The 26422-nt window shown below is 64.7% G+C and carries 24 protein-coding genes; 11 read left to right on the top strand and 13 right to left on the bottom strand.

Annotation, left to right across the window (positions count from 1 at the left end; all coding sequences use genetic code 11):
• Positions 1–142 precede the first annotated feature (142 nt).
• Positions 143–439, bottom strand: coding sequence for a translation initiation factor eIF-1A (locus VJ109_RS13440; RefSeq protein ID WP_324757401.1), 297 nt, complete (start codon positions 437–439; stop codon positions 143–145).
• Positions 440–565: 126 nt separating this feature from the next.
• Positions 566–802, bottom strand: coding sequence for a UPF0058 family protein (locus VJ109_RS13435; protein ID WP_276222104.1), 237 nt, complete (start codon positions 800–802; stop codon positions 566–568).
• A gap of 339 nt (positions 803–1141) precedes the next feature.
• Here VJ109_RS13435 and VJ109_RS13430 point away from each other — a divergent pair, with 339 nt between their 5' ends.
• Genes VJ109_RS13430 through VJ109_RS13420 form a run of 3 tightly spaced genes read left to right on the top strand, consistent with a single transcriptional unit; the run spans position 1142 to position 5436 of the window.
• The gene (locus VJ109_RS13430) at positions 1142–2359 is read left to right on the top strand and encodes a molybdopterin molybdotransferase MoeA (protein ID WP_324757399.1); all 1218 of its coding nucleotides are present in this window, start codon (positions 1142–1144) and stop codon (positions 2357–2359) included.
• Positions 2356–4200: a molybdopterin biosynthesis protein gene (locus tag VJ109_RS13425; protein WP_324757398.1), complete on the top strand. Its 1845-nt coding sequence runs from the start codon at positions 2356–2358 to the stop codon at positions 4198–4200. Before VJ109_RS13430 ends, VJ109_RS13425 begins: the two co-directional genes overlap by 4 nt.
• Before the next feature lie 6 nt (positions 4201–4206).
• Complete coding sequence (locus VJ109_RS13420; RefSeq protein WP_324757397.1) at positions 4207–5436, top strand: iron-containing alcohol dehydrogenase family protein; 1230 nt, start codon at positions 4207–4209, stop codon at positions 5434–5436.
• A 27-nt stretch (positions 5437–5463) separates the two neighbouring features.
• On the opposite strand, the gene VJ109_RS13415 is transcribed toward VJ109_RS13420, so the two are convergent.
• The gene (locus VJ109_RS13415; RefSeq protein WP_324757396.1) at positions 5464–6882 is read right to left on the bottom strand and encodes an FAD-dependent oxidoreductase; all 1419 of its coding nucleotides are present in this window, start codon (positions 6880–6882) and stop codon (positions 5464–5466) included.
• A gap of 199 nt (positions 6883–7081) precedes the next feature.
• Here VJ109_RS13415 and VJ109_RS13410 point away from each other — a divergent pair, with 199 nt between their 5' ends.
• The gene (locus VJ109_RS13410; protein WP_324757394.1) at positions 7082–7450 is read left to right on the top strand and encodes a winged helix-turn-helix transcriptional regulator; all 369 of its coding nucleotides are present in this window, start codon (positions 7082–7084) and stop codon (positions 7448–7450) included.
• Positions 7451–7529: 79 nt separating this feature from the next.
• On the top strand, positions 7530–7940 hold the full coding sequence (locus tag VJ109_RS13405) for a CoA-binding protein (RefSeq protein ID WP_324757393.1): 411 nt from the start codon (positions 7530–7532) through the stop codon (positions 7938–7940).
• A 130-nt stretch (positions 7941–8070) separates the two neighbouring features.
• Here VJ109_RS13405 and VJ109_RS13400 read toward each other — a convergent pair whose 3' ends face one another.
• Positions 8071–10656 (bottom strand): glycoside hydrolase family 3 protein, encoded by a 2586-nt coding sequence (locus VJ109_RS13400; RefSeq protein ID WP_324757391.1) that lies wholly within the window; start codon positions 10654–10656, stop codon positions 8071–8073.
• Between the two features lie 172 nt (positions 10657–10828).
• Between VJ109_RS13400 and VJ109_RS13395 the strand changes: the two genes are divergently transcribed.
• The 3 genes from VJ109_RS13395 to VJ109_RS13385 are packed head-to-tail and all read left to right on the top strand — an operon-like array spanning position 10829 to position 12549.
• Positions 10829–11887 (top strand): TrmB family transcriptional regulator, encoded by a 1059-nt coding sequence (locus VJ109_RS13395; RefSeq protein ID WP_324757389.1) that lies wholly within the window; start codon positions 10829–10831, stop codon positions 11885–11887.
• Positions 11888–11927: 40 nt separating this feature from the next.
• Positions 11928–12170 (top strand): BolA family protein, encoded by a 243-nt coding sequence (locus tag VJ109_RS13390; RefSeq protein ID WP_324757387.1) that lies wholly within the window; start codon positions 11928–11930, stop codon positions 12168–12170.
• A gap of 40 nt (positions 12171–12210) precedes the next feature.
• The gene (locus VJ109_RS13385; RefSeq protein WP_324757385.1) at positions 12211–12549 is read left to right on the top strand and encodes a glutaredoxin family protein; all 339 of its coding nucleotides are present in this window, start codon (positions 12211–12213) and stop codon (positions 12547–12549) included.
• A gap of 77 nt (positions 12550–12626) precedes the next feature.
• On the opposite strand, the gene VJ109_RS13380 is transcribed toward VJ109_RS13385, so the two are convergent.
• Positions 12627–12803 carry a DUF5786 family protein gene (locus VJ109_RS13380; RefSeq protein ID WP_276222133.1) on the bottom strand — a complete coding sequence of 59 codons (177 nt, stop codon included), beginning with the start codon at positions 12801–12803 and terminating at the stop codon, positions 12627–12629.
• 252 nt (positions 12804–13055) lie between these two features.
• Between VJ109_RS13380 and VJ109_RS13375 the strand changes: the two genes are divergently transcribed.
• Positions 13056–14978 carry a beta-CASP ribonuclease aCPSF1 gene (locus tag VJ109_RS13375; protein WP_324757382.1) on the top strand — a complete coding sequence of 641 codons (1923 nt, stop codon included), beginning with the start codon at positions 13056–13058 and terminating at the stop codon, positions 14976–14978.
• Between the two features lie 2 nt (positions 14979–14980).
• Here the strand turns inward: VJ109_RS13375 and VJ109_RS13370 are convergent, their stop codons facing one another.
• Both VJ109_RS13370 and VJ109_RS13365 read right to left on the bottom strand, forming a co-directional pair.
• Positions 14981–16009: a DHH family phosphoesterase gene (locus VJ109_RS13370; RefSeq protein ID WP_324757381.1), complete on the bottom strand. Its 1029-nt coding sequence runs from the start codon at positions 16007–16009 to the stop codon at positions 14981–14983.
• Positions 16010–16221: 212 nt separating this feature from the next.
• Positions 16222–17331: an agmatinase family protein gene (locus VJ109_RS13365; protein WP_324757379.1), complete on the bottom strand. Its 1110-nt coding sequence runs from the start codon at positions 17329–17331 to the stop codon at positions 16222–16224.
• A gap of 338 nt (positions 17332–17669) precedes the next feature.
• Here VJ109_RS13365 and VJ109_RS13360 point away from each other — a divergent pair, with 338 nt between their 5' ends.
• Positions 17670–19001, top strand: coding sequence for a hemolysin family protein (locus VJ109_RS13360; protein ID WP_324757378.1), 1332 nt, complete (start codon positions 17670–17672; stop codon positions 18999–19001).
• 154 nt (positions 19002–19155) lie between these two features.
• On the opposite strand, the gene VJ109_RS13355 is transcribed toward VJ109_RS13360, so the two are convergent.
• Complete coding sequence (locus VJ109_RS13355) at positions 19156–20178, bottom strand: AbrB/MazE/SpoVT family DNA-binding domain-containing protein (RefSeq protein ID WP_324760350.1); 1023 nt, start codon at positions 20176–20178, stop codon at positions 19156–19158.
• A gap of 420 nt (positions 20179–20598) precedes the next feature.
• Here VJ109_RS13355 and VJ109_RS13350 point away from each other — a divergent pair, with 420 nt between their 5' ends.
• Positions 20599–22158, top strand: coding sequence for a high affinity choline transporter 1 (locus tag VJ109_RS13350; protein WP_324757377.1), 1560 nt, complete (start codon positions 20599–20601; stop codon positions 22156–22158).
• 179 nt (positions 22159–22337) lie between these two features.
• Here VJ109_RS13350 and VJ109_RS13345 read toward each other — a convergent pair whose 3' ends face one another.
• The 5 genes from VJ109_RS13345 to urtB are packed head-to-tail and all read right to left on the bottom strand — an operon-like array spanning position 22338 to position 26420.
• Complete coding sequence (locus tag VJ109_RS13345; protein WP_324757375.1) at positions 22338–22817, bottom strand: M67 family metallopeptidase; 480 nt, start codon at positions 22815–22817, stop codon at positions 22338–22340.
• 44 nt (positions 22818–22861) lie between these two features.
• Complete coding sequence (locus tag VJ109_RS13340) at positions 22862–23572, bottom strand: ABC transporter ATP-binding protein (protein ID WP_434737259.1); 711 nt, start codon at positions 23570–23572, stop codon at positions 22862–22864.
• Positions 23569–24363 (bottom strand): ABC transporter ATP-binding protein, encoded by a 795-nt coding sequence (locus tag VJ109_RS13335; protein ID WP_324757374.1) that lies wholly within the window; start codon positions 24361–24363, stop codon positions 23569–23571. The genes VJ109_RS13340 and VJ109_RS13335 overlap by 4 nt, the downstream gene beginning before the upstream one ends.
• Positions 24363–25481 carry an ABC transporter permease subunit gene (locus tag VJ109_RS13330; protein ID WP_324757373.1) on the bottom strand — a complete coding sequence of 373 codons (1119 nt, stop codon included), beginning with the start codon at positions 25479–25481 and terminating at the stop codon, positions 24363–24365. The genes VJ109_RS13335 and VJ109_RS13330 overlap by 1 nt, the downstream gene beginning before the upstream one ends.
• Positions 25482–26420, bottom strand: coding sequence for an urea ABC transporter, permease protein UrtB (urtB, locus tag VJ109_RS13325; protein WP_324757372.1), 939 nt, complete (start codon positions 26418–26420; stop codon positions 25482–25484).
• Positions 26421–26422 lie beyond the last annotated feature (2 nt).

Genomic DNA, 26422 nt, shown 5'->3' with positions numbered 1-26422 from the left:
TGGTGTCCCGTCTGGCCCTATTGAGCGGTCAATAGCCGACCGGAGTGCGCCCGAATCCGCGGGCGCACCAGCGGGTCGGTTTCCGGGACGGTGAACGGAGCTATCGCTCGCCGGTGAGAAAACAGTGAGAACCGCGGTCCGATTATGCAGTCAGGGAGTCGATGTGGCCTTCGGCGCGGAGCTGATCGGCGTCTTGCCCTTCGTAGCGCCACTCGATGTTTGCCTTCTCGTCCTGCCAGTCCCACGGTTCGGCGATCACGATGTCGCCCTCGTTGATCCAGGTCCGGAACTTCATCCGGCCAGGAATCCGACCCATACGGTTCTCACCGTCTTCGCACTGGATTCTGACGTGGTTGCCGCCGTTGTGTTCGGTTACGACTGCGAACAGCTCGTCTGTCGAGGGCATCCGGAGGTTCCGTCGCCCAGAAGTTTCGCTCATACCAATGATAGGGGGGCCTACCGTATAAGTCGACTGAGAGTCCCGATAACGAGTCCCATGCCGAACGGTGTCCATAGAGCTCACGCTCTCGGCGAAGTGAATGAGTGGATGGCCCGCGAGAAGCGCTCAGTCGGCGGCCAGAGTCCGGGTCTCGTCGCTTTCGGCTGCCATATCGTTGATGATTCCGTCGGCGAGAGCAAACACGGCGTCCTTGTGGTCCGTCTTGGACTTGTGGATCGATGTCGGCTTGACACCCAGTGTGGCGTACTCGTCGTGCTGGACCTCGGTTTCGCTCTCTTCTTCGTAGTGGACCTGTACCTGTGCAAGAAGGCTGTGCAGGTGGATGAGTTCCTGTTTACGCATGGATGCGAAGAGATAAAACACGAGGGCTTATAGTAGTGTCTCGCTACGTGTTACCACACCAAGGACAGTTTGTGTATCGGTTGTTACTTGCACAAATGCAATGGTGTAGCCGATACCAGAACTCGTGAGAAACGGTCGGAATCCACGAGAAGGGCGTGTAGCTCGAGCGAGCCGTGTTCCGGGTACCGATGGCGTCGAGTCCAGACAGCAGTGACGAGTCCGTGTGTCGATGAGTCCCGCCGGCCACAGCGCCGACAGATGGGGTCGTCGCCCATGCCACCGTCAACGAATACACGACGGTCCCGAGAGCGTTTGTATCTGGGTCCCGCAGAGACGGGTATGCACGACGAGGATCGGCGGACTGCGGGCTTCAAACAGAAGACCCGCGTCGAGGCGGCACGAACGGCGTTTCACGGGGAGATAACTCCACTCTCCCGAACCGAACGGGTCCCCGTGCGACAGGCCGACGAGCGGGTACTGGCGACCGGGATCGATGCGGACCGTCCGATCCCACACTACGCGCGGGCGGCGATGGACGGTTACGCGCTCAGAGCGACCGATACCCACAACGCAAGCGAGCGGTCCCCGGTACGGCTCACGGTCGGGGAGCAGCCCGGCACCGGACAGGCTACCAGAGTCCACACCGGGAGCGTCCTCCCGGACGGTGCCGATGCCGTAATCAAAGTCGAAGAGACGGACCAACGTGACGGGGACATCGACGTGTTCAGTCCGGTCGCGAGCGGTACCAACGTCGGTCCAGTCGGCGAAGACATCGAAGCCGGCCAGCAGCTCTACGACGAGGGGACACAACTCCGCCCGTCGGATCTGGGGCTGGTGAAAGGGACCGGCTACGACGACGTGGCGGTCTACGAACGACCGCGCGTGAGCGTGATCCCGACGGGCGAAGAACTCGTCCAGACCGACCCCGAACCCGGCGAGATCGTCGAGACGAACGGACAGACCGTCGCACAGTACGTCGAGCGCTGGGGCGGCGTCGCGACCGACAGGGAGATCGTCACCGACGACCTCGACACGCTCCGGGCGGCGATCAGCCGGGACACCGATCACGACATCGTGGTGACGACCGGCGGGTCCTCCGTCGGCGAACGCGACCTCCTTCCGGAAGTCGTCGACGGCCTCGGCGACGTGATCGTCCACGGTGTCGCACTGAAGCCCGGCCACCCGGTCGCACTGGGCGTCGTCGACGGGACGCCGGTTCTGAACCTTCCGGGCTATCCAGTCGCCTGTATCGTCACCGCCGTCCAGTTCCTCCGGCCGGCACTCAAGCGGGCCGGTCACATGCCGGTTCGCGGACCGCCGACGACGACAGCGCGGCTGACACGGAAGATCACGAGCGAACCCGGGACACGGAGCTACGCCCGTGTAACCCTCGACGAGACTGACGAGGGATCGACCGCGACCCCGGTCCGGAGCGGCGGCGCGGGCGTCCTCTCCAGTGTCGCGCTCGCGGACGGCTGGGTCGTCGTCCCGGAGTCGACGGAGGGCTACGCCGAGGGAGAGACGGTCACGGTCGAACACTGGGAGTGGTCGCGATGAGCGACCGTCGGGAGTTCCGCGATCTAGCTTCGCCCGAGCGCGCACGCGAGGTCGTCGAGAACTTATCGATCGATCCCGAACCGGAGACGGTCCCGCTATCGGAGGCACGGGGACGGGTCCTCGCCGAGCGCGTCGACGCGACACTCGACGTCCCCGGCTTCGATCGGGCGAGTATGGATGGCTACGCAGTGCAGGCGAGCGATACGATCGGTGCGAGCGAGGCCGATCCGGTCGAGCTCCCCGTGGCCGGGACCGTCCACGCCGGGGAGGAGCCAGCGGTCACTGTCCAGGAGGGGACGGCCGCCGAGATATCGACCGGTGCTGTGATGCCGCCGGGGGCCGACGCCGTCGTGGTCGTCGAGCGGACCGACGAGACAGGCAACGGCGTCGCCGTACGGACGGCGGTCACGCCGGGCGAGAACGTGATGGTCGCCGGGGCGGACATCGCGGCCGGCGCGCGTGCGCTCGGTCCTGGTACTGAACTCACTGCTCGCGAGATCGGACTGCTGTCGGCGCTGGGCGTCGACGCGGTACCGGTCCGTGGCCGCCCGCGGGTCGGGATCATCTCGACCGGCGACGAACTCGTCCGTCCGGGTGAGACCGTCGACAGTACCGTGGGAGAGATCTACGACGTCAACAGTTACACCGTCGCGGCCGGCGTCGAGGAGGCCGGCGGTGAGCCGGTCGTCTATCCCCACGCCGGCGACGACTTCGCGGAGATGGAGCGGTTGCTCCACGAGGCCGCGGACGAGTGTGACCTCGTGCTCTCCTCGGGATCGACGAGCGCCAGTGCCGTCGACGTGATCTATCGTGTCATCGAGGAGCGCGGCGACCTCCGTCTCCACGGGGTCGCGATCAAACCCGGGAAGCCGATGCTCGTCGGAACTATCGGGGACGCAGCGTACGTCGGTCTCCCGGGGTATCCGGTGTCGGCACTGACCATCTTCCGGACGTTCGTCGCACCGCGTCTGCGTTCGGCGGCCGGGCTGGCCGAGCCCCGGACGGCGACGGTCACCGGGACGATGGCCGTCCGGGAGCGCAGTCAGGAGGGACGCCACCGGTTGGTCCCCGTCGGACTGGTCGAGACGCCGGCGGGCGAGACGCTGGTGTACCCGGTCGACAAGGGCAGCGGCGCGACGACGAGTCTCGTCGAGGCCGACGGGACCGTGACTGCCGACGCCGACACGGAGTACCTGGCCGCCGACGAGCGCGTCACCGTCACACTGTTCTCCCCGTCAGTCCGTCCGCCGACGCTGTTGGGGGTCGGTGAAGACGATCCGACGCTGTCGGGACTCCTCGATCGTCTGGAACGGCCACGGTATCTCCCCGTGGGAACCCGCGAAGCGACTCGTCGCCTGGCGGACGGCGTCCCCGATGTCGTGGTCGTCAGCGGTCCCGAGGCCGTCCCCGAAGACGCGACGGTCCTGGGTTCCTGGGAGCGGGAGTGGGGCCTCGTCGTGGCTCCCGAGGCGTCAGTCTCCGGACTCGCCGACCTCGTCGATGGAGAAGCCACGTTCGTCAACAGAGAGCGCGGCTCGGGCCTGCGTGCGAGCTTCGACGGGGCTCTGGACGCACTGGCAGCGGACCGCGGGGAGGAGCCAGCAGCGGTCAGGAGCGCAATCGACGGCTACGAACTGACGACGAAGGCCCACGAGAGTCCCCCACGTCGGGTGCGTTCCGGCGCTGCCGACGCGGGCCTCGGACTCGCGTCGACGGCCGACAAGCTCGATCTGTCGTTCCGACCGCTGGGCACCGAGACAGTGACGGTATTGGCAAATCCCGACCGGACGGCGAAGCCGAGTGTCGAGCAGCTAGCGGAGCTGCTCGGGGAGGGGGACTGAGGACCGATGTCGGCCGACTTCGACCGCCTCGGGGAGCCGTTCCGGTTCGACTACGAGAGCGCCGTCCTGCGGTACGACCCCGAAGGCCTCGGCGACTTGGACGCCGAACTCACCGCCCACGACTCTGAGCGTGCACTGGTCGTCTGTGGTGAGACCGTCGGTTCGACCCCGGCAGTCATGGACCCGATCAGGCGTGGCCTCGATACGCACCTGACGGAACTCTTCGCCGGGACGACGCCGGAGAAGCGGCTCGGGACCGCCATCGACGCATATCGGGCGTTCACGGAGAGCGGCGCGGACAGCATCGTCGCTGTCGGGGGCGGCAGCAGCCTGGACCTGGCGAAAGTCACCGCCGTGCTCGTCGCCAGCGACGCGTCCCCGGCGGAGATCGGCGCTGAATTCGCCGAAACCGGGACCATCAGCGTTCCCGAATCGGGCCTGCCTCCGATCGTGGCGGTCCCGACGACGCTGGCCGGGGCGGACCTCACGCAGGTCGCCGGCCTCACTGCCGATCCGGCCACGTGTCCGGTCGACAGCCTCGTCAGCGGCGGGATCTCCGCTCGTGGACTGATGCCCGCGGCAGTCTGGTACGATCCCTCACTGATCGCGACGACACCGCAGACTGTCCTCGCTGGGTCGGCGATGAACGGCTTCGACAAAGGGATCGAGACGCTGTACGCCAGCACCGCGACACCGGTGACCGACGCGACCGCTAGCCGGGGACTCGACCTCCTTCAGCGCGGGCTACTTGCGCTCGGCTCGACGGCTGGTGAAACAGATGTCGAGGAGTGGGTGTATCAGGCGCTGACACAGGGAATCATGCTCGTCCAGTACGGGATTTCCCGGCCCGGGGTGACCACCCTCTCGCTGATCCACGCGTTCGGGCACGGCCTCACCCGGACCTATCCGGTCCAGCAGGGCGCCGCACACGCGGTCGTCGCACCACACGTCCTCCGGTACCTCTTGGACGCCGTCGACGGTCGCCGGGAACTGTTGGCCGACGCGCTGGGCGTTGGGGACGCCGACGACAGCGCCGAAGCGGTCATCGGTGCCGTCGAGGAGGTTGCAGGCGCGCTGTCGCTCCCAACCCGACTCCGTGATGTCGACGGTCCGGATCGGAGCGAGTTTCCGGCCGTCGCCAGAGCGATCCTCGACGACGTCTTCGTCAGGAACGCGCCGAACGGTCTCGAACCGACACAGGCGGACATCGAGGCGATTCTCGAAGCGGCGTGGTAGTGCCCGGACGGAGTGTCCGACCGTCACTCACTCCAGTCTGCCGTTCAACACCTTGGCGGCGACCAAGACCGGGTCCCACACCGGGCTGAAGGGCGGTGCGTAGGCCAGATCCAACTGTTCGAGTTGCGCGACCGTCGTGTCGCGCTCGATAGCAGTCGCCAGCGTGTCGATCCGGATCGCCGCCCGATCCCGCCCCGATATCGCACCGCCGAGGACGCGCGCGCTGTCACGGTCCGCGGTCAGCGTCACCGTCGTCTCGTCGCCGCCGGGGTAGTAGCCCGACCGTGAGCCGGCCGTGATCGTCTCCGAGACGGGGTCGAACCCTGCGGCTTCGGCCGCGTCGTGGTCGATGATCCCGACCCGCCCACACTCCATGTCGAATGCTTTGACGACGGCCGTTCCGGCGATATCCCCGACCGGACTCGGGGTCCCGGCGACGGTCTGGCCGATAGCACGTCCCGCACGGTTCGCCGTCAGTCCCAGCGGAACCCATGCCGACTCGCCGGTCACTGCGTGACGGGCCTCCGCGCAGTCGCCGGCTGCGTAGACGCCCTCGACGGTCGTCCGGCCGTGGTCGTCGGTCGCGACGGCCCCGGACTCGCCGAGTTCGACGGGCGTCCCCGAGAGCAGTTCGGTGTTGGGTCGGATGCCGATACCGACCAACACCAGATCGACAGCCAGCCGACCGTCCTCGTGGACGACAGTCTCGACCCGATCGTCACCGGCCAACTCCTCGACGGCACAGTCGGTGTGGAGCGTGACGCCTTGCTCGCGGACGTGCTCGGCCACCCGCTGGCCCGCTGCCTCACCGAACGGCGGGATGAGGTGGCCGGACCGCTGGAAGACGTGTGTCTCCAGTCCGTGTGCCCGGAAGGCTTCGGCCATCTCGATACCGACGTAGCCGCCGCCGACGACCGCGACCGTCTCGGGCGGTTCCCAGGCGGTGTATCGCTCGACCGTCTCGCGGTCGACGGCCTCGACACTGGTGTCGACCGGATCGGTGCCCGGCTCCCCAAGAGCGGCCCTGATCGCACACGCGGCGTCGATCCCGTGGAGCGTGAACACGCCGTCGAGCGAACTCCCGTCGATCGGATCGCTGACCGCGCGTGCGCCCGTCGCGACGAGGAGGTCGCTGTAGGACTGGACAGAGCGGTCGCCGTCGTTGACAACGGTGACGGTCCGGTCGTCGGTATCGACGGCGACGACCTCGTGGTTCCGCCGGAGATCGATCCCCCGATCCTCGACATCCGCCGGAGAGAGCGACAGGAGATCCGTGACGTGTTCGACCTCGCCTTTCACGTAGTACGGTGTCCCGCAGTGAGCGTAGGAGATCCACCGCCCTTTCTCGTAGACGATCACGTCCCCGTCGGGACGCTCCCGGGCGAACTTACTGGCGGCGCTCAGGCCGGCGGCGTCACCGCCGACGACTACGAACGGGTCCGACATACGAGAGCTGTCGGCGGCCCCACACGTAACTGTTGAGTTACCCCCGGGTAAGCACCTGATCCACGGGTCCGGGTCCGTCGGAGTGGAACCCGTTCTTCGTCCCGGCCGGTCCATCGAGGAGAGACGACACGTATCGGGTACAGCGTCGAAGCGACGTACGACACGTAACTACATGGCGCTGGCCGCCGAGACCGCTCGTATGAGCGACACACCGGAGCAGCTCGAAATGTGGTGTGCCGGCGAGGACTGGTGTCCGATCACGACGACCGCGACACTCATCGGAAAGAAGTGGCATCCGGTCATCATCCATCGGCTACTGAATTCGGGACCCTCGGGGTTCAACGAACTGAAGACGGAGGTCGACGGCATCTCCTCGAAGGTACTCTCGGACAGTCTCGAAGACCTCCAGGAGAACGGCCTCGTCGACCGGACGGTCGTCAACGAACAGCCGTTCCGGGTCCAGTACTCCCTGACCGACCGCGGTATGTCCCTGGAACCGGTCATCACGTCGATGGCGGAGTGGGGGCAACAACACCTTCGCCCGCCCGAGGACGACGATAGCCGGTAGCTCGTTCGGTTACGTCGGTGTCCGGTACGGATGGCAAACCGCCACATCTGTTTTACGCTCCACTACCGTACACCGAGGTATGCCAATCACTGACGAAGCAGGACTCCGGGAGATACTCGAACTGGATCGCGTGGCCGTCGTAGGCTGTTCGACGACGCCGGGCAAGGACGCCCACGAGATCCCGAAATACCTCATCGAGCAGGGGTACGACGTCGTCCCCGTCAACCCCTTCGCTGACGAGATCTTCGGCCGGGAGGCCTACGACTCGCTGGCCGGCGTACCGGGTGAGATCGACATCGTCGACGTGTTCCGGCCCAGTGAGGAGGTCAGCGGAATCGTCGACGAGGTGCTGGACCGGGACGACATCGGGGTCGTCTGGCTGCAGTTAGGCATCCACGACGACGACGCCGTCGAGCGCGCCGAGGCGGCCGGGCTCCGTGTCGTCCAGGACCGCTGTATGAAGCCGACTCACCAGCAGTTGTTGGGCTAAGCGGACCACCCTTCCGCGTCCCATCGCTGCTGCCAGCGGCAGCTTCGCGCTCGCGAGTCCGACCGCGAGGATCGTCGTGTCGTAGCTGCCGGTAGCCACGTACCAGGACCGAGAACCGCTCCGAACGAGTCTACTGACCGTTCACGTCCCGGACCTGGATAGTTGTTTCCCCACGGATGTCACGTGAGGAAGCACCGACCAGGAGATCGTACTGTCCGGTGTCGAGGGTCCACTGTTCGGTATCGGGGTCCCAGTACCGGAAAGCGTCGGCGTCGACCGTGATCTCGGCAGTCTCGGTCTCGCCCGCCGCGATCGAGAGCTTCTGAACGCCGGCGAGTTCCTTCGGCGGGCGTTCGACGGTCGGGTCCTGTGGTGCCGCGTAGACCTGGACGGCCTCCTGGCCGTTGCGGTCGCCCGCGTTCTGAATGTCGACGCGGACGGTGACGCTGTCGCCGCCCTCGACTGACGACGGCGTCACCCTGACCGAACTGTACTCGAAGGAGGTGTACGACTCCCCGTGACCGAAGGGGAACAGCGGGTCGATGTCGGCTTCGTCGAAGTGCCGGTAGCCGACGAACACCCCCTCGTCGTAGTGGACGGTCCCGCTGACCCCGGGATACGCCCGCCCATCGTCGGGCAGGCTCTCGACCTCGCCGGGGAGATAGTCGGAGAGCGACTCGGCGAACGTAACCGGACTCTTTCCCGAGGGGGTTCGCTCCCCGAACAGGAGGTTCGCGACCGCGGTCCCGCCCTCCTGGCCGGGGAACCACACCGCCATGATCGCGTCGACGTCCTCGACCCACGGCATCGCGACGGGTGCCTCCGTGTTGAGCAGGACCACGCTGTTGTCCGATTCGGCGGCGACGGCGTCGATCACCGCGTTCTGGTTTCCGGGAAGTCCGAACTCGTGTCGATCGTCGCCGTAGAAGGTGTCGGTCTGTGCGAGGACGATCGTGGCGTCCGCGTCGGCCGCGGCCGCTGCGGCGTCGTCGATGACCGACGGCGTCGTCCACTCCAGCGTGACCGGCGGCGACCCGGCGGCTTCGACGACGATCTCGTACTCCGTCCCCGACTGGAGTTCCAGCGTGGCCTCCTCGGTCTTGGGTCCGATGAAGCCGCCGCCTTCGCTGCGGATGACCGGCTCTCCGTCGACGACGACCCGGCCACTGCCCTGGCTGGTGAGTTCCAGGGCGACGGTCCCGGACTCCGAGGGGACGAGCGTTCCACTCCACCGGACGGAGACGGTGTCGCTGTCGAGGGAGTCCAGATCGGACTGCGTGAGTTCGACGGTCTCCTCGGTCCGCGTCCGGACGGGCTTGCCCGACCAGTCGGCGTTGTCGAAGTACTCGGCGGTGAACCCGCTGCCGACATCGTCAGTGGGCCGGACCTCGTCCGGACCGACCGTTTCGGGACGCCGCGTGGCGACTGTATTGACCGTCGTATCCCCGGATATCTCCTCGATCCCCTGGTGGAGAGCGACCCGACGAATCGCCGTGATCGAGTCGCTCCCGCCGACGCTCTGTTTGAACGACGTGGGGTCGGGGCCGACGATAGCGATCTCGCTCGTCTCGTCGCCCAGCGGCAACGCGTCGGTGTCGTTTTGCAGCAGGACGGAACCCTCCGCAGCCATCTCTTGGGCGAGGCTGAAGTGTTCGTCCGTCCCGCGCGCAGGCTCGCTACCGAGCCGATCGCCCGAGAGTGCGCCGACGTCGTGTTGGGCCTGGAGCCCATGTCGGACCATCTCGTCGACGACCGTCTCCTCGTCGATACGGTCGTTCTCGACGGCATCGGCCAGTGTGCTACCGAAGTAGTTCCCCGAGGGCATCTCGACATCCAGCCCGTTGACCGACGCGTGGACCGTACTGTGTGTGCCCCCCCAGTCCGAAATGACCATCCCGTCGAACTCCCAGTCGTCTCTGAGGATATCGTCGAGCAGGTCGTCGTGTTCCGAGCAGAAGATCCCGTTGACCCGATTGTACGCCGGCATCACGGCCCCCGCATCGCCTTCGGTGATCGCCTCGCGGAACGGCGGGAGGTATATCTCCCGGAGCGTCCGTTCGTCGGCGATAACGTCGTGTTCGGACGGCGAGAAGTAGTCGTTCACCGATCCGGTCGTGCTCGTCTGGTTGTACGCGGCGAAGTGTTTCAGTGTCGCGACGACGCCCTCCGACTGGACCCCGACGGTGTACTCCCGTGCTAGCTCACTGGCGAGGTATGGGTCCTCGCCGTAGGTCTCGCCGGCCCGCGCGTGCAGCGGGATACGGAACATGTCCATCGAGGGCGCGAGCAAGATGGTCACGTCGCCGGACTTGGCCTCACGTGCGATGGCGCGTCCCTGCCGGGTCGCGAAGTCCGGGTCGAACGTCGCGGCAGCGCTGATCGGGTGGGGGAAATCCGTCGTTGGCGACCCGAGCGAGGCGCCCGGCGGTCCGTCGGCCATCCCCATCTCCGGAACGTCGAGCCGCGGGATTCCCGGAAGGTATCCCGCGATTCCGCTCGGCCCGCCGGACCCCCCGCGAGTCCGTTGGACCTTCTCTTCGAGTTCCATCTGGTCGACGAGCGCGGCCAGATCCGGTTCACCGCCGTGTTCGGCGCTGGCCGTGCCACCAGCGCCCAGTAGTGCCGCCGTCGCGAGGGCACCAGTCCCCCGCATGAACCCCCGCCGTGTCGTCGTTCGTGTGCCGTCGTCAGTTCGATCGTCAGTATTGTCCACCATCAATAATAGATAATTTGGCGGGCAATGAAAAACATTTGCCTACTTCTAGGCGAAAAAACTGGAATATATTTTTTAATATTTCCGAATATTTTCGGTCTCTATCTCAATATCAGAAAGTAATCCAATCCACGCGGCCGATAACGCTTATGAGAGTCAGTATGTAAAACGGGTCATGCCCAGCGATTCCGAACTCGTGGAGCGGCTTCAGCAGTTCGGGTTCTCGGAGACGGAAGCGAACGTCTATCTCGCTGTCGTCGAACGTGGGAAGGCAACGCCCTCGACGATCGCGACCGCAGCCGACGTATCGACGAGTTACGTCTACGACATCGCCGACACGCTCGAACAGCACGGTGTCGTCAGAGTGGACCGACACCAATCTCCGACGACGATCCGGGCACAGCCACCGGAGACGGTGCTGGGCGACCGCGTCGAGGCGATGCGCGAAACCATCTCGGCGGTCGACCGACGGTACGAACAGCCCTCCGAAGCGTTCGACGCGCTGTCGGTCGTCCGCTCGCGCCAGACGCTGTACGACCGGTTCCGGAAGTTCATCGACAACGGGGAGTCAGAGATATTCATCACGGTGCCCGCGGAGGTGTTACCGGAGATCGCCGACGCACTCGCCGACGCCGTCGATCGCGGGGCGCTCGTGTTGCTCGCCGTCGCGGGATCGACCGCCGACCTCCCGGCGTCGGTGCTCGAACGGGTCGCGACAGTCGTCAAGTCCTGGGAACGCGGGATGACGGTCTATCTCACGGTCGATCAGTCGACCGGGATCATCTCGCCGTCCTCGCTACTGGATTGGGAACACGGCGACGCGGAGGCGATCAGCTTCCACAACCAGTCTGTCTCGATCGCCGTCGAGAGTGCGTTCCTCGGGACGATCTGGTCAGCCTCGGAGGAACTCACGCTCCGCCGACCGTCGTCGCTCCCCCGGACCTACCGTGGGTTTCGCGCGTCGATCTACGACGCGGCCCTCTACACCCGCAAGGGGACGCCGATCCGGGCGGACGTATCCGCCCGTCCGACCGGGACCGACGACGCACCGTCGTCGCTCACCGGGGACGTCGTCGGCGTGACACAGAGTTTCGTCGAACCGAGAAGCGGGGGGTTCGGGATGGAGAACTCCCTCACTCTCGATACCGGCGACGGGACGGTAACTGTCGGCGGCCTGGGAGCGTTTCTGGAGGACTACGAGGCTACCGAGGTGACGCTTCACCCGCCGGAGTGAGCCAGCAACCGTTTTCCCCGCCCGGGGCTTGGACGAAGACATGGACGAAAGCCAAGTCAAGGCCCTCATCGAGGGAGAGATTCCGGAGGCGGTAGCGACCGTGACCACACCGCGTGATCCCGACGACGACAAACACTACGCCGTCGAAGTCGTCTCGCCTGCCTTCGAAGGGAAGTCCCTGGTCGACCAGCACCAACTCGTCCACGACGCCTTGGGCGAGCATCTGACCACGGAGATCCACGCGATCGAGTTGACGACCGAGACACCCGCCGACGCGAACTGACGCCGATACCCATTTGCCCGCCGAGACGGTAGACCCTGCCATGTCGTTCGAACCCGAGGAACTCTCGCCGGCAGAAGTCGAATCGACTGTCCAGGAGACCATCGAGGACAACGAGGTCGCGCTGTTCATGAAGGGGACGGCGCTGATGCCACAGTGTGGCTACTCCCGGAAGGCGCTGGGACTTATCCAGCAACACCACGAGGACGTCGCGACCGTCAACGTCCTCCAGGCCACGGAGGCGTTTCGCGAGTCGCTGTCGGAGTACAGCGGTCGCGAGACCATCCCCCAGACGTTCGTCGACGGTGAGTTCGTCGGCGGCAGCGACATTCTCGAACAGCTCGACGAGAACGGTGACCTGGCAGAGACGCTGAACGCCTGAGAGATCGGTCACTTCGAGTGGTGTGTCCGTCCGCAAGAAACTGCGATCGGTCCGAGGCCGGTGGTCGGATCGGCCGGTTAGTCGTCTTCGTCTTTCATCTCGCCGAGCTTGTCGACGAGGTCGGAGGTCGAGGCCTCCGTCTCGAAGGAGACGTCGCCGTCGTGATCGTTCTCGTGGACAGCGACGCCCTCGCTGTCGTCCGCGTCGACGTCCTGGTCCTTCTGTTCGGATTCATCGTAGCTACCAAAGCCCATATGTGATGGAACGGGGGAGCGACACTAAAATTGGTCGGTCGGATCCCTCGGAGACGCGTGGTACCGTATGTCAGCCACCGACCGGACAGGACCGCACCTACCGGCGACCCTCTCAACCGCGAGACCGTGGAACGAACGGCTCCGGAAGCAAAGGTTCTTATTCGTGCTCCGTTTTTCGATAGATAACGGATACCCGAGAGCCGTGGTTCTTGCGACGGCGATCGAGCGCTTCAACGGTAGATTTCCCGACATATGAGTTCAGCAGACGAGACCTTAGAGAAGATCAAGGCACAGGTCGAGGACGAGACACCGAACGACATCACCATCGAAGCGGTGACGTTCGAGGGCCCCGAGCTGGTCATCTACACGCCAGACGCCCAGACCGTCGCGAACCGTGACGGCATCGTCCGCAACCTCGCACAGACACTCCGCAAGCGCATCAACGTCCGGCCGACACAGGACGCGCTGGTCCCGCCCAAGCAGGCCCGCGAGCGCATCACGGAACTGATCCCGGAAGGAGCCGGCGTCCAGAACCTCGATTTCGACTCCGAGACCGGCGAGGTGTTCATCGAAGCCGAGAAACCCGGCCGGGTGATCGGTCGCCACGGCGAAACGCTGGATCAGATCTCCGCGAGCGTCGGCTGGACGCCCGAGGTCGTCAGGACCCCGCCGATGGAGTCCTCGACGGTCTCGAACGTCCGGAACTTCCTGAAACAGGAACGCGACGAGCGCCGGGACATCCTCGAACGGGTCGGTCGGAAGATCAACCGACCCACCACGTCGGACGACGACTGGGTCCGGCTGACGACCCTCGGCTGCTGTCGTGAGGTCGGTCGCGCCTCCTTCATCCTCTCGACACCCGAATCGCGCATCCTCATCGACTGTGGTGACAAACCCGGTGCGGAAGGAGAGGTCCCGTACCTCCAGGTGCCAGAAGCGCTGGCCGCCGGTCCGAACTCCATCGACGCCGTCGTCCTGACCCACGCCCACCTCGACCACTCCGCGCTCATCCCGATCCTGTTCAAGTACGGTTACGACGGGCCGATCTACACCACCGCGCCCACGCGTGACCTGATGGGCCTGCTCCAGTTGGACTATCTGGACGTGGCGGCCAAAGAGGGCCGGACACCGCCCTACGAGAGCCAGCAGGTCCGTGACGCGCTGAAACACACTATTCCCCTGGAGTTCGGCAACGTCACCGACATCGCGCCGGACATCAAACTCACCATGCACAACGCCGGCCACATCCTCGGGTCGGCAGTCTGTCACTTCCACATCGGCGAGGGCCGGTACAACGTCGCCTTCTCCGGTGACATCCACTACAAGGACACCCGCCTGCTGGACGGCGCCGTCAACGACTTCCCCCGAGTCGAGACGCTCGTCCTCGAATCCACTTACGGCGGGAAAAACGACTACCAGACCGACCAGGAGGACTCCGAACGGGTCCTCAAGCGGGTCATCAACGAGGCGACCGAGAAGGACGGGAAGATCCTCATCCCCGCCTTCGCCGTGGGCCGCTCCCAGGAACTGATGCTCGTCCTCGAAGAGGCCATGCGGAAAGGCGACATCCCGACGATGCCGGTCTACCTCGACGGGATGATCCGCGAGGCGACCGCGATCCACACGGCCTACCCCGAATACCTTCGTGGTGACCTCCGCCAGCGCATCCTCTACGACGACGAGAATCCGTTCCTGGCCGACCAGTTCCAGCAGGTCGACGGCGGCGAGGAGATGCGCCAGGACATCGCCGACGACGAGCCCTGTATCGTGCTGACGACCTCCGGGATGGTCACCGGCGGTCCCGTGATGTCCTGGCTCCGTCTGCTCGGTGGCGATCCGGACAACACGATGGTCTTCGTCGGCTACCAGGCCGAGGGGACCCTGGGCCGGCAGATCCAGCGCGGTCAGGACGAGATCACGATGTCGGACCGCTCGGGGCCACGCGCGGAACGCGTGAGCCTGGAGATGGACGTCGAGACGGTCGACGGCTTCTCCGGTCACGCCGACCGCCAGGGCCTGGAGACGTTCGTCGAGACGATGCACCCCCGACCGGAGAAGGTCCTCTGTGTCCACGGTGACGAGACCTCGACGAATCAGTTGTCCTCGGCACTGTACCAGAACTTCAACATGCGGACGTTCAACCCCAAGAACCTCGAAACGTTCCGGTTCGTCTGACGTTACGCGTCGTCCGTATCGCCCTTGCCGTCCAATTTCAACTCCGCAAGGAGTCGGGCGCGGACCACCTGTTCGACAATCGTGACTAGTTGGTCCTCGTCCGTCGTGTAGTCAGCGAAGATACCGAGCGGGATCTCGCCTCCGGCCATCTCCCGGTGGCCCCCGGCACTGCCGACATCACTGAACGCCGAGTCGAGCACCGTCCCGATGTTGATACGTGCGTCCGTCGACCGGCCGCTCATCTGGATCGTGTCGTCGACGATCCCGAAGACGATGGCCGTCTGGACACCCTCCAGCGTAGCGAGGTAGTCCGCAGCCTGTGGGAGCGCGTCGCGTTCGCTCGTCCGCCCGACGTGAGTGATCAACACCGATCCGTTGACCGACCGGTTGTCGATCGCGTCGGCGATCGCATCGACGGTCGCCCCGCTGATCGACGGCGTCGAGAGTTTGCTCAGAAGTGCGTCGTCGGCGTGTGCGTGCAGGAACCCAGCGGCCTCGTACTCGGCGGTCGTGACCCCGCGGAGGAACCCCAGCGTCTCCCGACGGATGGCAAACAGCAGTGCCGTCGCCAGTGTCGCGTCGATGTCGTGTCCGGTATCCCGGACGTACTCCGTGAGGATCGTCGCCGTCGCGCCCACGTCCTCTCGATGGTCGACGTATCGGCCCGTGACGTCCTCCGCCTGATGGTGGTCGATAACGATGTCGACCGCAGTTCCCTCGGGCACCGCGTTGTTCGCGCCCGGGATCGAATGATCGACGAAGGCGAGCAACGACCCCTCGGGTCGGTCAGCGATCAGTCGTTCGTCGAACGACTTCAGTTCCACGTCGAGGAGGTTGACGAAGGCCCTGTTTTGCTGGTGGGTGATATCGCCGCTGTAGAGGATTCGGCGCTCGTCGATGCCCGCCGACGCCGCGAGCCGGCCCAGTGCGAGCGCGCTGGCCAGACAATCGGGGTCCGGGTTGTTGTGGCAGACGATCGTCAGTTCCTCGCTTGCCCCCAGCAGCGACTGGAGCTCGTTGACATCGGCCATGTCCCGACTCGGGGCGGGATCGGGATATAGTATGGGCTGTGCCGATCAATTCGATATCGCGTCGGACGGTGTATCGCGTCGAGCCGGCCGTGGTCGACCGGTCGACGACTGAAACAGGTGGGACGGCCGGTAGCCATCCCGGGGCCGACGCGGTGGTTGGCAAGAGAGTGGTCCCGCGTGGCCCGTATAGAAAATGCCGGACCGGTCGACTCTCAGTCGTCGGCTGGTGTCTCGGCCTGGCCGGTCGGCCCGAGCGGTTCCTTCGGTTTGATCGGCGACCCCTCTTCGAGGCCCTTACTGGCGAGCGCCATACTTCCCATCACTTCGATGATGAGACGGTTGGCGAGCCCGCTCGTGATGCCGCCGTTGTAAGAACTGGAGTCGCTGACGTCGTAGGCCGGCGAGACCTCGACCACGTCGAACCCGAAGTTCTCGGGGTCCAACGCCTTGACGGTCTCCCGGATCATGTAGATGGCCTCGCGCGGAGTGAGTCCACCGGGTTCGGGTTCGCCGGTGCCCGGAGCGTAGGCCGGTTCCATCACGTCCACGTCGAAGGAGACCCAGACAGCGTCGGTCCCGTCGGTCGCGCGTTCGACCGCGTCCTGGACGATCTTGTCGAGGTCCATCCCACCGACCTCCATCGCGGTGTACCACTTCATGTCGGCCTCTCGCATGTCCTCGTAGGTATCCGGACCGGGCCAGAAGCCTCGTGGGCCGATCAAGGTGTAGTTCTCGCCGTCCATGATTCCCTCGTCGTAGACGCGTTTGACCCAGGCGCCGTGGTCGTACTCGAAGCCGGTCAGACCGTCCTCACCGGTGTCGGCGTGACAGTCGAAGTGGATCAGCCCGATGTCCTCGTAGCCGTTGGCCTCGGCCCAGCCCTTGATGTCGGGGTACGAGATGGAGTGGTCACCCCCGATGACGATGGGAGTCGCCTGCTCGCTGATCTCGTAGACGGCGTCCTCGATGTTGAGCTGACTCTGGCGCGTATCGCCGGGGGAGACCTGAGCATCGCCGGTGTCAGCGACGCTGAACGTATCGAAGGGGTCGACGCCGGTCTCGATGTTGAAATGTTCGTAGGGCGGTGACGGGACCGTCGAGGCCGCACGGACGGCGCGGGGTCCGTACCGGGTGCCGGGTCGGATCGTGGTTGCGGTGTCCAGTGGCGCTCCCAGGATACCGATATCGACGTCCTCCTCGTCGAGTTCGTCCCGGTCTGCTTCGGGGAGTTTGAGAAACGTCGGAATGCCACTGAAGATCGGTTCGTTCGCGTGTTTGTGCTTCTCGCCGTAGATATCTTCGCCGGTGCGTTCGTCTGACATTGTGATCGTAGTATTTTCGTCCGCATTTCGGGCGATATTACCCGATTTTATCGACAGTAGTGGATGGACAGACAATACTGAAAAGCGTTCCTTCGAATGTGTAATACCCACCCCGATGAACTGGATCGGGCATGTACCGTTCGAGTTTCCTTAAGGTGTGAAAGGACGGCGGATATTCACCGGCAAATGATCGAGAAGAACCGGTGTATACACCGCTTCCCGGATACTCCTAACAGTGAGCCTGCACCGAAGTTATTTTAAATGACTTTAGTAGATGGAACGAGACATCGGGATATGGACACACGACAATCGAACAGCCGTCGCTTCCAATCCCACCAATGGTAAACGTCGCACTCTCGCTGGCGCAGATCGTCGTTGCGCTGGTACTCGTGGTACTCAACGGCTTCTTCGTCGCCGCGGAGTTCGCCTTCGTACGGATACGGGGAACATCGGTCGAGCAACTCGCTGAGGAGGGTCGTACCGGTGCGGAGACGCTCCAAGAGGTGATGGTGAATCTCGACGACTATCTCGCGACGACGCAACTCGGCATCACCATCGCCTCGCTCGGGTTGGGGTGGGTCGGCGAACCAGCCGTCGCGTCGCTCATCGAGCCCGTGCTGGCGCCAGTGCTCCCGATGAGTCTCGTTCACCTAGTCGCGTTCGCGGTCGGGTTTAGTCTCATCACGTTCCTCCACGTCGTCTTCGGTGAACTCGCGCCGAAGACCCTCGCAATCGCCCGGACAGAGCGACTCTCTCTGTTCCTCGCCCCACCGATGAAGCTCTTCTATTACATCCTCTATCCGGGGATCGTCGTCTTCAACGGGGCCGCCAACGCGTTCACACGAGCACTCGGCGTTCCCCCCGCGTCCGAAACGGATGAGACGCTCGGCGAGCGGGAACTCCTTCGGGTGCTGACGCGCTCCGGCGAGGAAGGGGACATCGATCTCGCAGAAGTGACGATGATCGAGCGGGTCTTCGACCTCGACGACGTCGTCGTACGGGAGGTCATGGTTCCACGACCGGACGTGGTGAGTGTCTCGGCTGCTACCTCGCTCGCCGACCTCCAGTCGATCGTGCTCGAAACCGGGCATACGCGGTATCCAGTGCTTGCTGCCGACGACAGCGACCAGGTGATCGGATTCGTCGATGTCAAGGATGTACTACGAGCGGAGGTAGAGGACGGTGACGCCGAGTCAGCCGGTGACATCGCCCGGGATACCGTCGTCGTCCCCGAGACGATGGCGCTGAGCGACCTCCTGAGACAGTTCAGAGAGGACCAACAACAGATGGCCGCAGTGATCGACGAGTGGGGAGCGTTCGAAGGGATTGCGACGGTTGAAGATGTCGTCGAGGCGCTCGTCGGCGACCTCCGAGACGAGTTCGATGTGGACGAACGTGAACCATCGATTCGCCGGCGTGACGATGACGGGTACGACGTTGACGGTGGCGTCCCGTTGTCCCGGATCAACGAGCTGATCGGGGGGGAGTTCACGAGTGAAGAGGTCGAAACGATCGGTGGACTGGTACTCGAACACCTCAACCGTGTGCCGGAACGTGGCGATCGCGTCGAGGTTGCCGGGTACGTCGTTGAGGTAACGGGCATCCAGGGGACTCGAATTTCGACGGTCCGGGTCCACGAGCAGGAGACGGACGATCCAGAGATGGACTGAGTGGGGAGGTGGCGGTGTTCGGTCGGGTCCTCCGTTGTCGGGCTGTGTTTCGCACCGGTCCGACTCGAACTCCCTTCCGACCGAATCGACAGGTGCTGAGTCCCGTTTCCAGTGGCGGAACCGTCTGCCGGAAACGTAGTGGAAAACCGAACGCTCACTCGCTCGTGACGAGATCGGGGTCAGCACGGAACGCCAGGTGGGTCGCGACCGCGAGACTGTCCCGCGCGTGCCTCGTACTCCGTTCGAGGAGGACAACGGCTCGTTGGAGCGCAAGCAGTGGCTCGGGACGTTCGGCCATCAAGTGATCGTTCAGGGCGTCGATACGATCGTCGACGATACTGAACCGCTCGCGTGCCTCCTCTGTGGCTTCGTAGTCGGCCGTCGTGACGGCAGCGACCGTCGTCGACGCAGCGTCGTCGAGTGCGCTTCCCAGTTCACGTAGCTGTTCGGCGGTGACAGCGTTGGTCGCAGTCCCGTCACCTGTCGGGACCAACGTCCCGATCTCGCGGGCGATGTCGGCCATCAACATCACGTCCTGAGCGACCGAGCGGTAGCCGATAAGCGGGAACCCGGTTTCGAGTCCGACAGCCCGGTTGAGCCGCGGATTCCGGTAGGTCGCGAACACGAGCCGGAGAAACAGGTAGAACAACTTTTCGGCCTGCTCGTACCGGGCGTCGGTGCCCCGTGCACGCTCGATATCGCCTTCGGCGATGGCCGTCACTGCTTCGGTTCGCATCATCGCCTCGGTACGGCTGAGCCGGCCAAGCAGCGTCGGGAGATCGAAGTCACCGGGTGCGACCGAACACCTGACCATCACGTGGCTGTCGCCCTGTTCGACGACGCCAAGTCCCATGAGGCGTCGCTCGGCGCGTCTGATGGCGTCCTGGTGATCGATCGACAGCGGCGTCGTCGACTCGATCCGGATGAGCTGGCGCCCGAGTACGTACTGGGTCACGACCGCGCGTTCGAGAGCCTCGTCGGTGAGCGTGTCCGCGTCGATGGTCGCTTCCGTGTCCTCAATCGTCGGCTGTTCGGGGACCAGCAGGAGCGAGCCACCGTTCTCGTCGCGCTGGACGATGATCTCGTCGCCCTTCTCGATGTCGTGATAGCGCGCCCACTCGGCAGGGACGGTGACGGCCAGCGTCGACGACCCGAGCTGCTGGACCTTCCGTTTCATACGGACCGGATCAGGGGCCACGTTCGCTTCCCCCACTGAATTCCTGTATGTCCATTTTTCTTCCTATATACTGTCTAATCACCCACCTATTTGTGCTTTCGATTGAGACAAATTCTACTAATCCGAATACGGTTGAACAGACACGGTTCCGAAGTCGTGTCCATATTGTTTAAATACTACCAGGGAACCGGAGTGAATACGTATTGTTCAGATGTCCACCATTGTACCCGTACAGTGGATGTCTCTTACGGGATGGTACCACTCTGTAAACAATACCTGGAAAATCCCTTTGTGTAGTGGTTGAATCGGAAGTCATGTGCAACAATCCTGTTCGATCCCGACTCTGTTTCGGGGAAAAGTTATCGAATCGTTCGACCAGAGTGGATATTTCCGCCCGAGTATCAATCGAGGTGCTGTCCTGTGAGCGTCATTATCTACGGCCTCGCCGCCACGATCATCGCGATGATGGCGATCGGCTTCTACGTCGCCAAGAAGGTCAACGGCGACAGCATCAACTACATCGTCGCCGGGCGGGGACTCATCCTCCCGTTGGCCGCGGCAACGTTGATGGCTCAGTCACTGGACTCGAACGCGACGCTTGGTAACACTGATCTCACGGCGAACTTCGGTTTCTGGGCCGGCGCGTCGCTACCCGTCGGCCTGGCGCTGTGTCTGTTCATCACCGGACTGTTCTTCGCCAAACCGATGAACCGGCTGAATCTCACGACGCTGCCGGACTTCTTCCGCCGGAAGTACGGCCGCACCGTCGAGATCGTCGCCAGTTTCATCATGTCCATCGCCTACGCGTTCCTCTTGGCGGGGAACCTGGTTGCCGGCGGCTTCCTCTTCCAGATCTTCGTCGGGACGAGCTTCCAGGTCGGCGTCTTCATCATCGCCGGACTCGTGCTGGCGTACACCGTTGCCGGCGGCCTGTTCTCGGTCGCCTACACCGACGTGATACAGGCCGGAATCGCCTTCGTCGGCTCCATGGCACTGATCGTCTACATCGCGACGAACTACGGGTTCACGATCCCCACCGGGATGGGACCGACGAACCTGGGACAGCTCACTGATCCGAGTCAGGGGGCGTACGTCAACCTCGCGACCATCGTCGCCCTCGGGCTCGGCGACATCGTCGCGATCGACTTCATGGAACGCGTGTTCGCGGCCAAAGACCCCGAGACCGCCCGGAAAGCGTGTTTCATCGGGGCTGCCGGCACGCTCATCATCGGCGTCCCGTTCTCTATCGTCGCGCTATCGGCGAATCCGATTCTCTCCTCGCTTGGCGTCGAGGCCGGTAACCAGGCCGTGCTGTACGCGCTGTTACAAAACGCCGTGCCGCCGTGGCTCGCCGCGCTCGTCCTCGCCGGCATCGTCGCGGCCTCGTTCTCGACGAGCGACGGCGCGATACTGGGGACCTCGGCGGTCATGGCCCGGAACGTCGTCGGAATCCGCGTCGAGGAAGGCGCCGACGACGGCCCGGAAGCTGTCGCCGACGGCGGTGAGGAGGGGCTCCTGGGTACCGAGAGCGACAAGCTGCTCACTGTCACGCGCCTGATGTCCGTCCCGATCACCCTGCTGGGCGTGTTCTTCGCGATACGGGTGTCCGCGACCGGAATGTTGCTCGTGCTGGCGTTCGACATCATGCTCGCCGGGGCGCTCGTCCCACTGGTGATGGGGCTGTACTGGTCCGAAATCTCGACCACGCCCGCGGCACTCAGTTCGATGCTTGCCGGTTCCGGGACCCGCCTCGTCCTCTTCGTACTGGTGCCGACGACGTACGCCTACGAGAACACGCTCCTGTACATCCAAAACGACATCTTCACCTCGGCGTTCGATGGCCTGCCGACGTTCATCGCCGCTGCGGTGAGCCTCGGGACCTTCCTCGTGGTCGCCTACCTCACCAAGGACGACTACCCCATCCACAGCCTGGAAACGCAGGAGACCCCCAACATCGTGGCCGGCGGCGAAGAGGACTGAGTCCTCCGCAATCGTGAGCCCATAGAATCCCGGATTTCGACAGGTTCTCGGTCGCTGTTTCGACGGATCGGGTGGAGTCTGTAGCGTCGGACGGTATCGAACCGACAGGCTGTCCCGTTCGAATGAGAACGCATTGTCCGATCGGCGACCGGGAACAGAACCGTATCCGCGTCGAGGAGTTACACGAGCCGCGGCAGTTTCTCCGACTCGGCTTCGCCTTCCCCGACCGTCGTGACGGGAACCTCCCGCCAGCCGAACAGCCCGAGCTGGAACAGCCGGTAGCTGTAGGGCTCTCCGTGGGGGGCGAACACGACGAGCGCGAGCGGGTCGTGGATGTTCCGGCGGTCGACGCCCGTCAGTCCGGAGGGCGTCGACGGCGACGTATGCGAGTGATAGAACACCCGCGGCTCCGACGGGACGCGGTCGGTCGGCGTGGCGACGAACCGCCGCCGTGGCTCCGCGGCGACGTTTTCAAGCGGGACGTGGTCGGTCGCGTGCAGCCGATCGTCCCGTCGGGTACACGCCAGATACCCGCCCGCCTCGTGAGGGTGACTCGCTGCGATGGTGGCCGCGATCGAGTCCTGTAGCTCGTCGGAGATCGTCAGTGAACCGGGCGTCCGGGCGAACAGCACAGTACCCGACGTAGGCGACGCAGGCATAGAACCGTTTCGACCGGTCAGCGATCCGTAAAAAAGCGGACTGCTCAGACGGCCAGGTACTCGGCGATGGCGTCCTCGTCGGCCAGCGTCGCGGAGCCGACCTCGTCGACGATCTCGCCCCGTTCCATCGCGTAACAGCGGTCGGCCATCTCGCGGATGACGCCGAGGTTCTGTTCGACGAAGAGGATCGTCGTCCCGAGTTCCTCGTTGATCGTCTGCATGTCCTGGCTGATCTGATCGACGATCGAGGGTTGAATTCCCTCGCTCGGCTCGTCGAGCAACAGCAGGTCGGGGTTCGAGACCAGCGCCCGCGCGATGGCGAGCATCTGCTGTTGGCCCCCCGAGAGCGTCCCGGCTTGCTGGCTGGCCCGCTCTTCGAGGATCGGGAAGTAGTCGTAGATCTCGTCGTACAGCGTCTCCGAGCTGTCGGCGTTAACCGTCTCGCCCATCCTGATGTTCTGCTCGACGGTGAGTTTCGGGAAGACGTCCCGACCCTGCGGGATGTAGCCGATGCCGGCACGGGCGCGCTCGTCGGCGTCGTGACCGGTCACGTCAATACCGTCGTAGGAGACTGTCCCCGAGACTGGTTCGAGCAGGCCGATGACCGTCTTCATCAAGGTCGTCTTGCCGACGCCGTTTTTCCCCATGACGCCGACGATCTCGCCAGACTGGACCGAGAGGTCGACCTCCCGGAGGATCGGCGTCGAGTCGTAGGCGGCGGTCACGCCCTGGAGTTCGAGGATCGGGTCGGTCATCGGTCGCTTTCCCCCAGGTAGATCCGCTGGACTGCCGGATCGGACTCGATCTCCTCGATCGGCCCCTCGCGGAACACCTCGCCGTTGTGCAGGACGGTCACCTCGTCGGCGATCTCCGCGACGAACTCCGTGTCGTGTTCGATGACGACGAAGGCGATCCCCTCCTCGTCGTTGAGTCGGGTAACCCGCTCGGCGATGGCCTCGCGTTCGGCCACGTCAAGGCCGGCGACGGGTTCGTCGAGCAAGAGGAGGTCCGGCTCCAGGGACGCGGCCATGCCGATCTCCAGTTGCTGTTGCTGGCCGTGTGAGAGCGCGCTGGCGTCGGCCTCCTCGTAGCCGGCGAGCCCGGCCGCTTCGATGGCCTCGTCGACGCGCCGTCGCCGCTCGTCGCCGTCGGCGAAGCGCTGGATCGGGAGCCGGGCGTTCTCGCGGACGGTGAGTTCGCCGTACACCGACGGCACCTGGAACTTCATGCTGATGCCGCGTTTCACGCGGTCCTGTGGTTCCTCGTCGGTGATCTCGTGGCCGTCGTAGTAGAGATCCCCGTCGGTCGGCGCGTACGTCCCGGTGATCAGTTTCAGCAGCGTCGACTTGCCGGCGCCGTTCGGACCGATGAGACACCGGAGTTCGCCGGCTTCGACGCTGAAGTCGACCTCGTCGATGGCGGTGAACCCGCCGAACTGCTTCTCCAGCCCGTCGGTCGCCAACAGCGTGTCCGTTCGATCGCCCGTTGCGAGTTCCGCGGCCGTCTGGCGGACGTTCGGGTTGCCCGCCGCGTCGTTCGTGCTCATCAGTCAGACACCTCCGTGGCCGCGTCGGGCGTCTCCGACGCTGCCGTTGCACCGCGGCGCTTCTGGTAGGTCTCGTGGACCCACGGGACGATACCGCCTGGCAGTCCGAGGATGAAAATCAACAGGAGCGTGCCGACGAGGACGAACGCGAGTTCCCCGCCCAGCGAGTTCCGGAAGAACTCGATGCCGACCGTCGCAACGACGGCGCCCAGCAGCGTCTTCCGGCCGCCGACGCTCACCCAGATGACCGGCAGCGAGGCGAAGGTCAGCTCGAAGACCCCGGGGCTCATGTAGTTGCCCCAGGAGGCGTACAGCACGCCCGAGAGACCGGCCAGCGCCCCACCGAGGGTGAAGACGGCCAGTTTCACGCGTTTGACATCGTAGCCGAACATCCGGGTCCGATCTTCGTCTTCCCGGACGGCGACCATCACACGGCCGTAGTCAGAGTTGACGAGCGCTCGCAGACCGAGATAGGTCGCGATCAACAGCGCCAGCACGAAGTAGTAGAACGTCATGCTGTCGAAGGTGAACGCCGCGCCACCGACGCCGAGCGCGAGGTTCGGGATCGTCGGCATCCCGTTGAACCCGCCCAGCGCGGCCTCGCCGATCGTCCAGGCGTCACCGGCAGTCTGGGCCATGAACGTGTGCAACACGAGCGTCGACACCAGCGTGATGATAGTGACGTAGACGTTCCGAACGCCCCCGTAGAACATGAAATAGCCCAGGACCGCAGCCAGGAGCGCGCCGCCGGCGACGGCGACGACGAACGCCGCCGTGATCCCCGCCGGCGTCGCGAAGTTGACCGAGACGACGCCGAAGGTATAGCCGGCGAAACCGAAGAAGACGACCTGGCCAAAGGAGAGGATCCCGGCGTAGCCCCAGACGACCGACAGCGAGAGGCCGAGGAAGGCGTACACCAGGAACAGCGAGAACCGCGAGGCCTGGTAGGAGCCGACCGCGAGCGGGTACGTTGCGAGCGCCAGGACGGCGACGGCAAAGCCGGCCCAGAATTGCCGGGAGTTCCCGACAGTGTTTGGCCCTTCGAAGCGACCGACGAGTCGATCGAGCAGCCCCTCGGAGGCGTTCGAGTCCGCGCCTCCTGAGTGCGTGGTCGCCATCTACGCGCCCTCCTGTCGCCGTTCGCGCAGGCGCTCGACGTAGCCCGTGATGCCCTCCGGGAGGAACCGGATCATCACGATCGCGGTCAACAGCAGCATGATACGTCCGAAGAACGTCCCGATGAGGTTCGAGAACACGGCGTTGATCATTCCCAGCAGGCCGCCGGCCAGGGTCGTCCCCAGCACGACGCTGGGGCCGCCGACGACGACGGCGACGAACGCCTCGACGAGGAACGATCCGCCGAGTCCCGGCACCATCGTGATCGTCGGCGCGTACAGCGCGCCGGTCAGGCCCGCCAGGGCCGACCCGAAGGCGAACGTGGTCATGTAGGTCCGCTCGGTGTCGACACCCATCGCGCGAGCCGTGTCCTCGTCTTGGATGGTCGCCCGGGCGCGCATTCCGTACTCGGTCCGGGTGAACACGTAGTACGTGACCGCCAGGACCGCCAGCGCGACGCCGGCAAGCAGGACCCGGTACGTCGAGTACGAGAAGCCGCCATAGGCGATGTTACCCAGCGGCGTCCCGATCTGGTCCAGCGAGTTGCCCAGCGTGATGCGTACACCCTGGACCATGATGAGCGAGAGGCCCCAGGTCGCGACCATCGAGTCCGCGAGTCGGTCGTACAGCGGTTCGATGATATCGCGTCCGACGGCGAGTTGGCTGACCAGGTTCGGGAGCCACCCGGAGATGATGACTCGCTCGACGATCAGGCCAAACACCGCCGAGACGACGACCCCAGCGAGCATCGCGGCCGGCAGCGGCAGTCCGAGGCGGATGTTCGCCAGGGTCGTCGCGTACGCCCCGACCATGATGAACTCGCCGTGTGCGAGATTGATGACGCCCATGATGCCGAAGATGATGGCCAACCCCGCGGCTGCCAGCACGATGAACGCGAAGCTATCGAGGAACTGGAACAGGAGGTTCAGGCCGTTGACCATCC

It is taken from the genome of Haloarcula montana (genome assembly GCF_035666295.1).
Classification (GTDB): Archaea; Halobacteriota; Halobacteria; order Halobacteriales; family Haloarculaceae; genus Haloarcula; species Haloarcula montana.
Note: the sequence above shows the minus strand (reverse complement) of the source record. Positions and strands in the feature narration are given on the sequence as shown.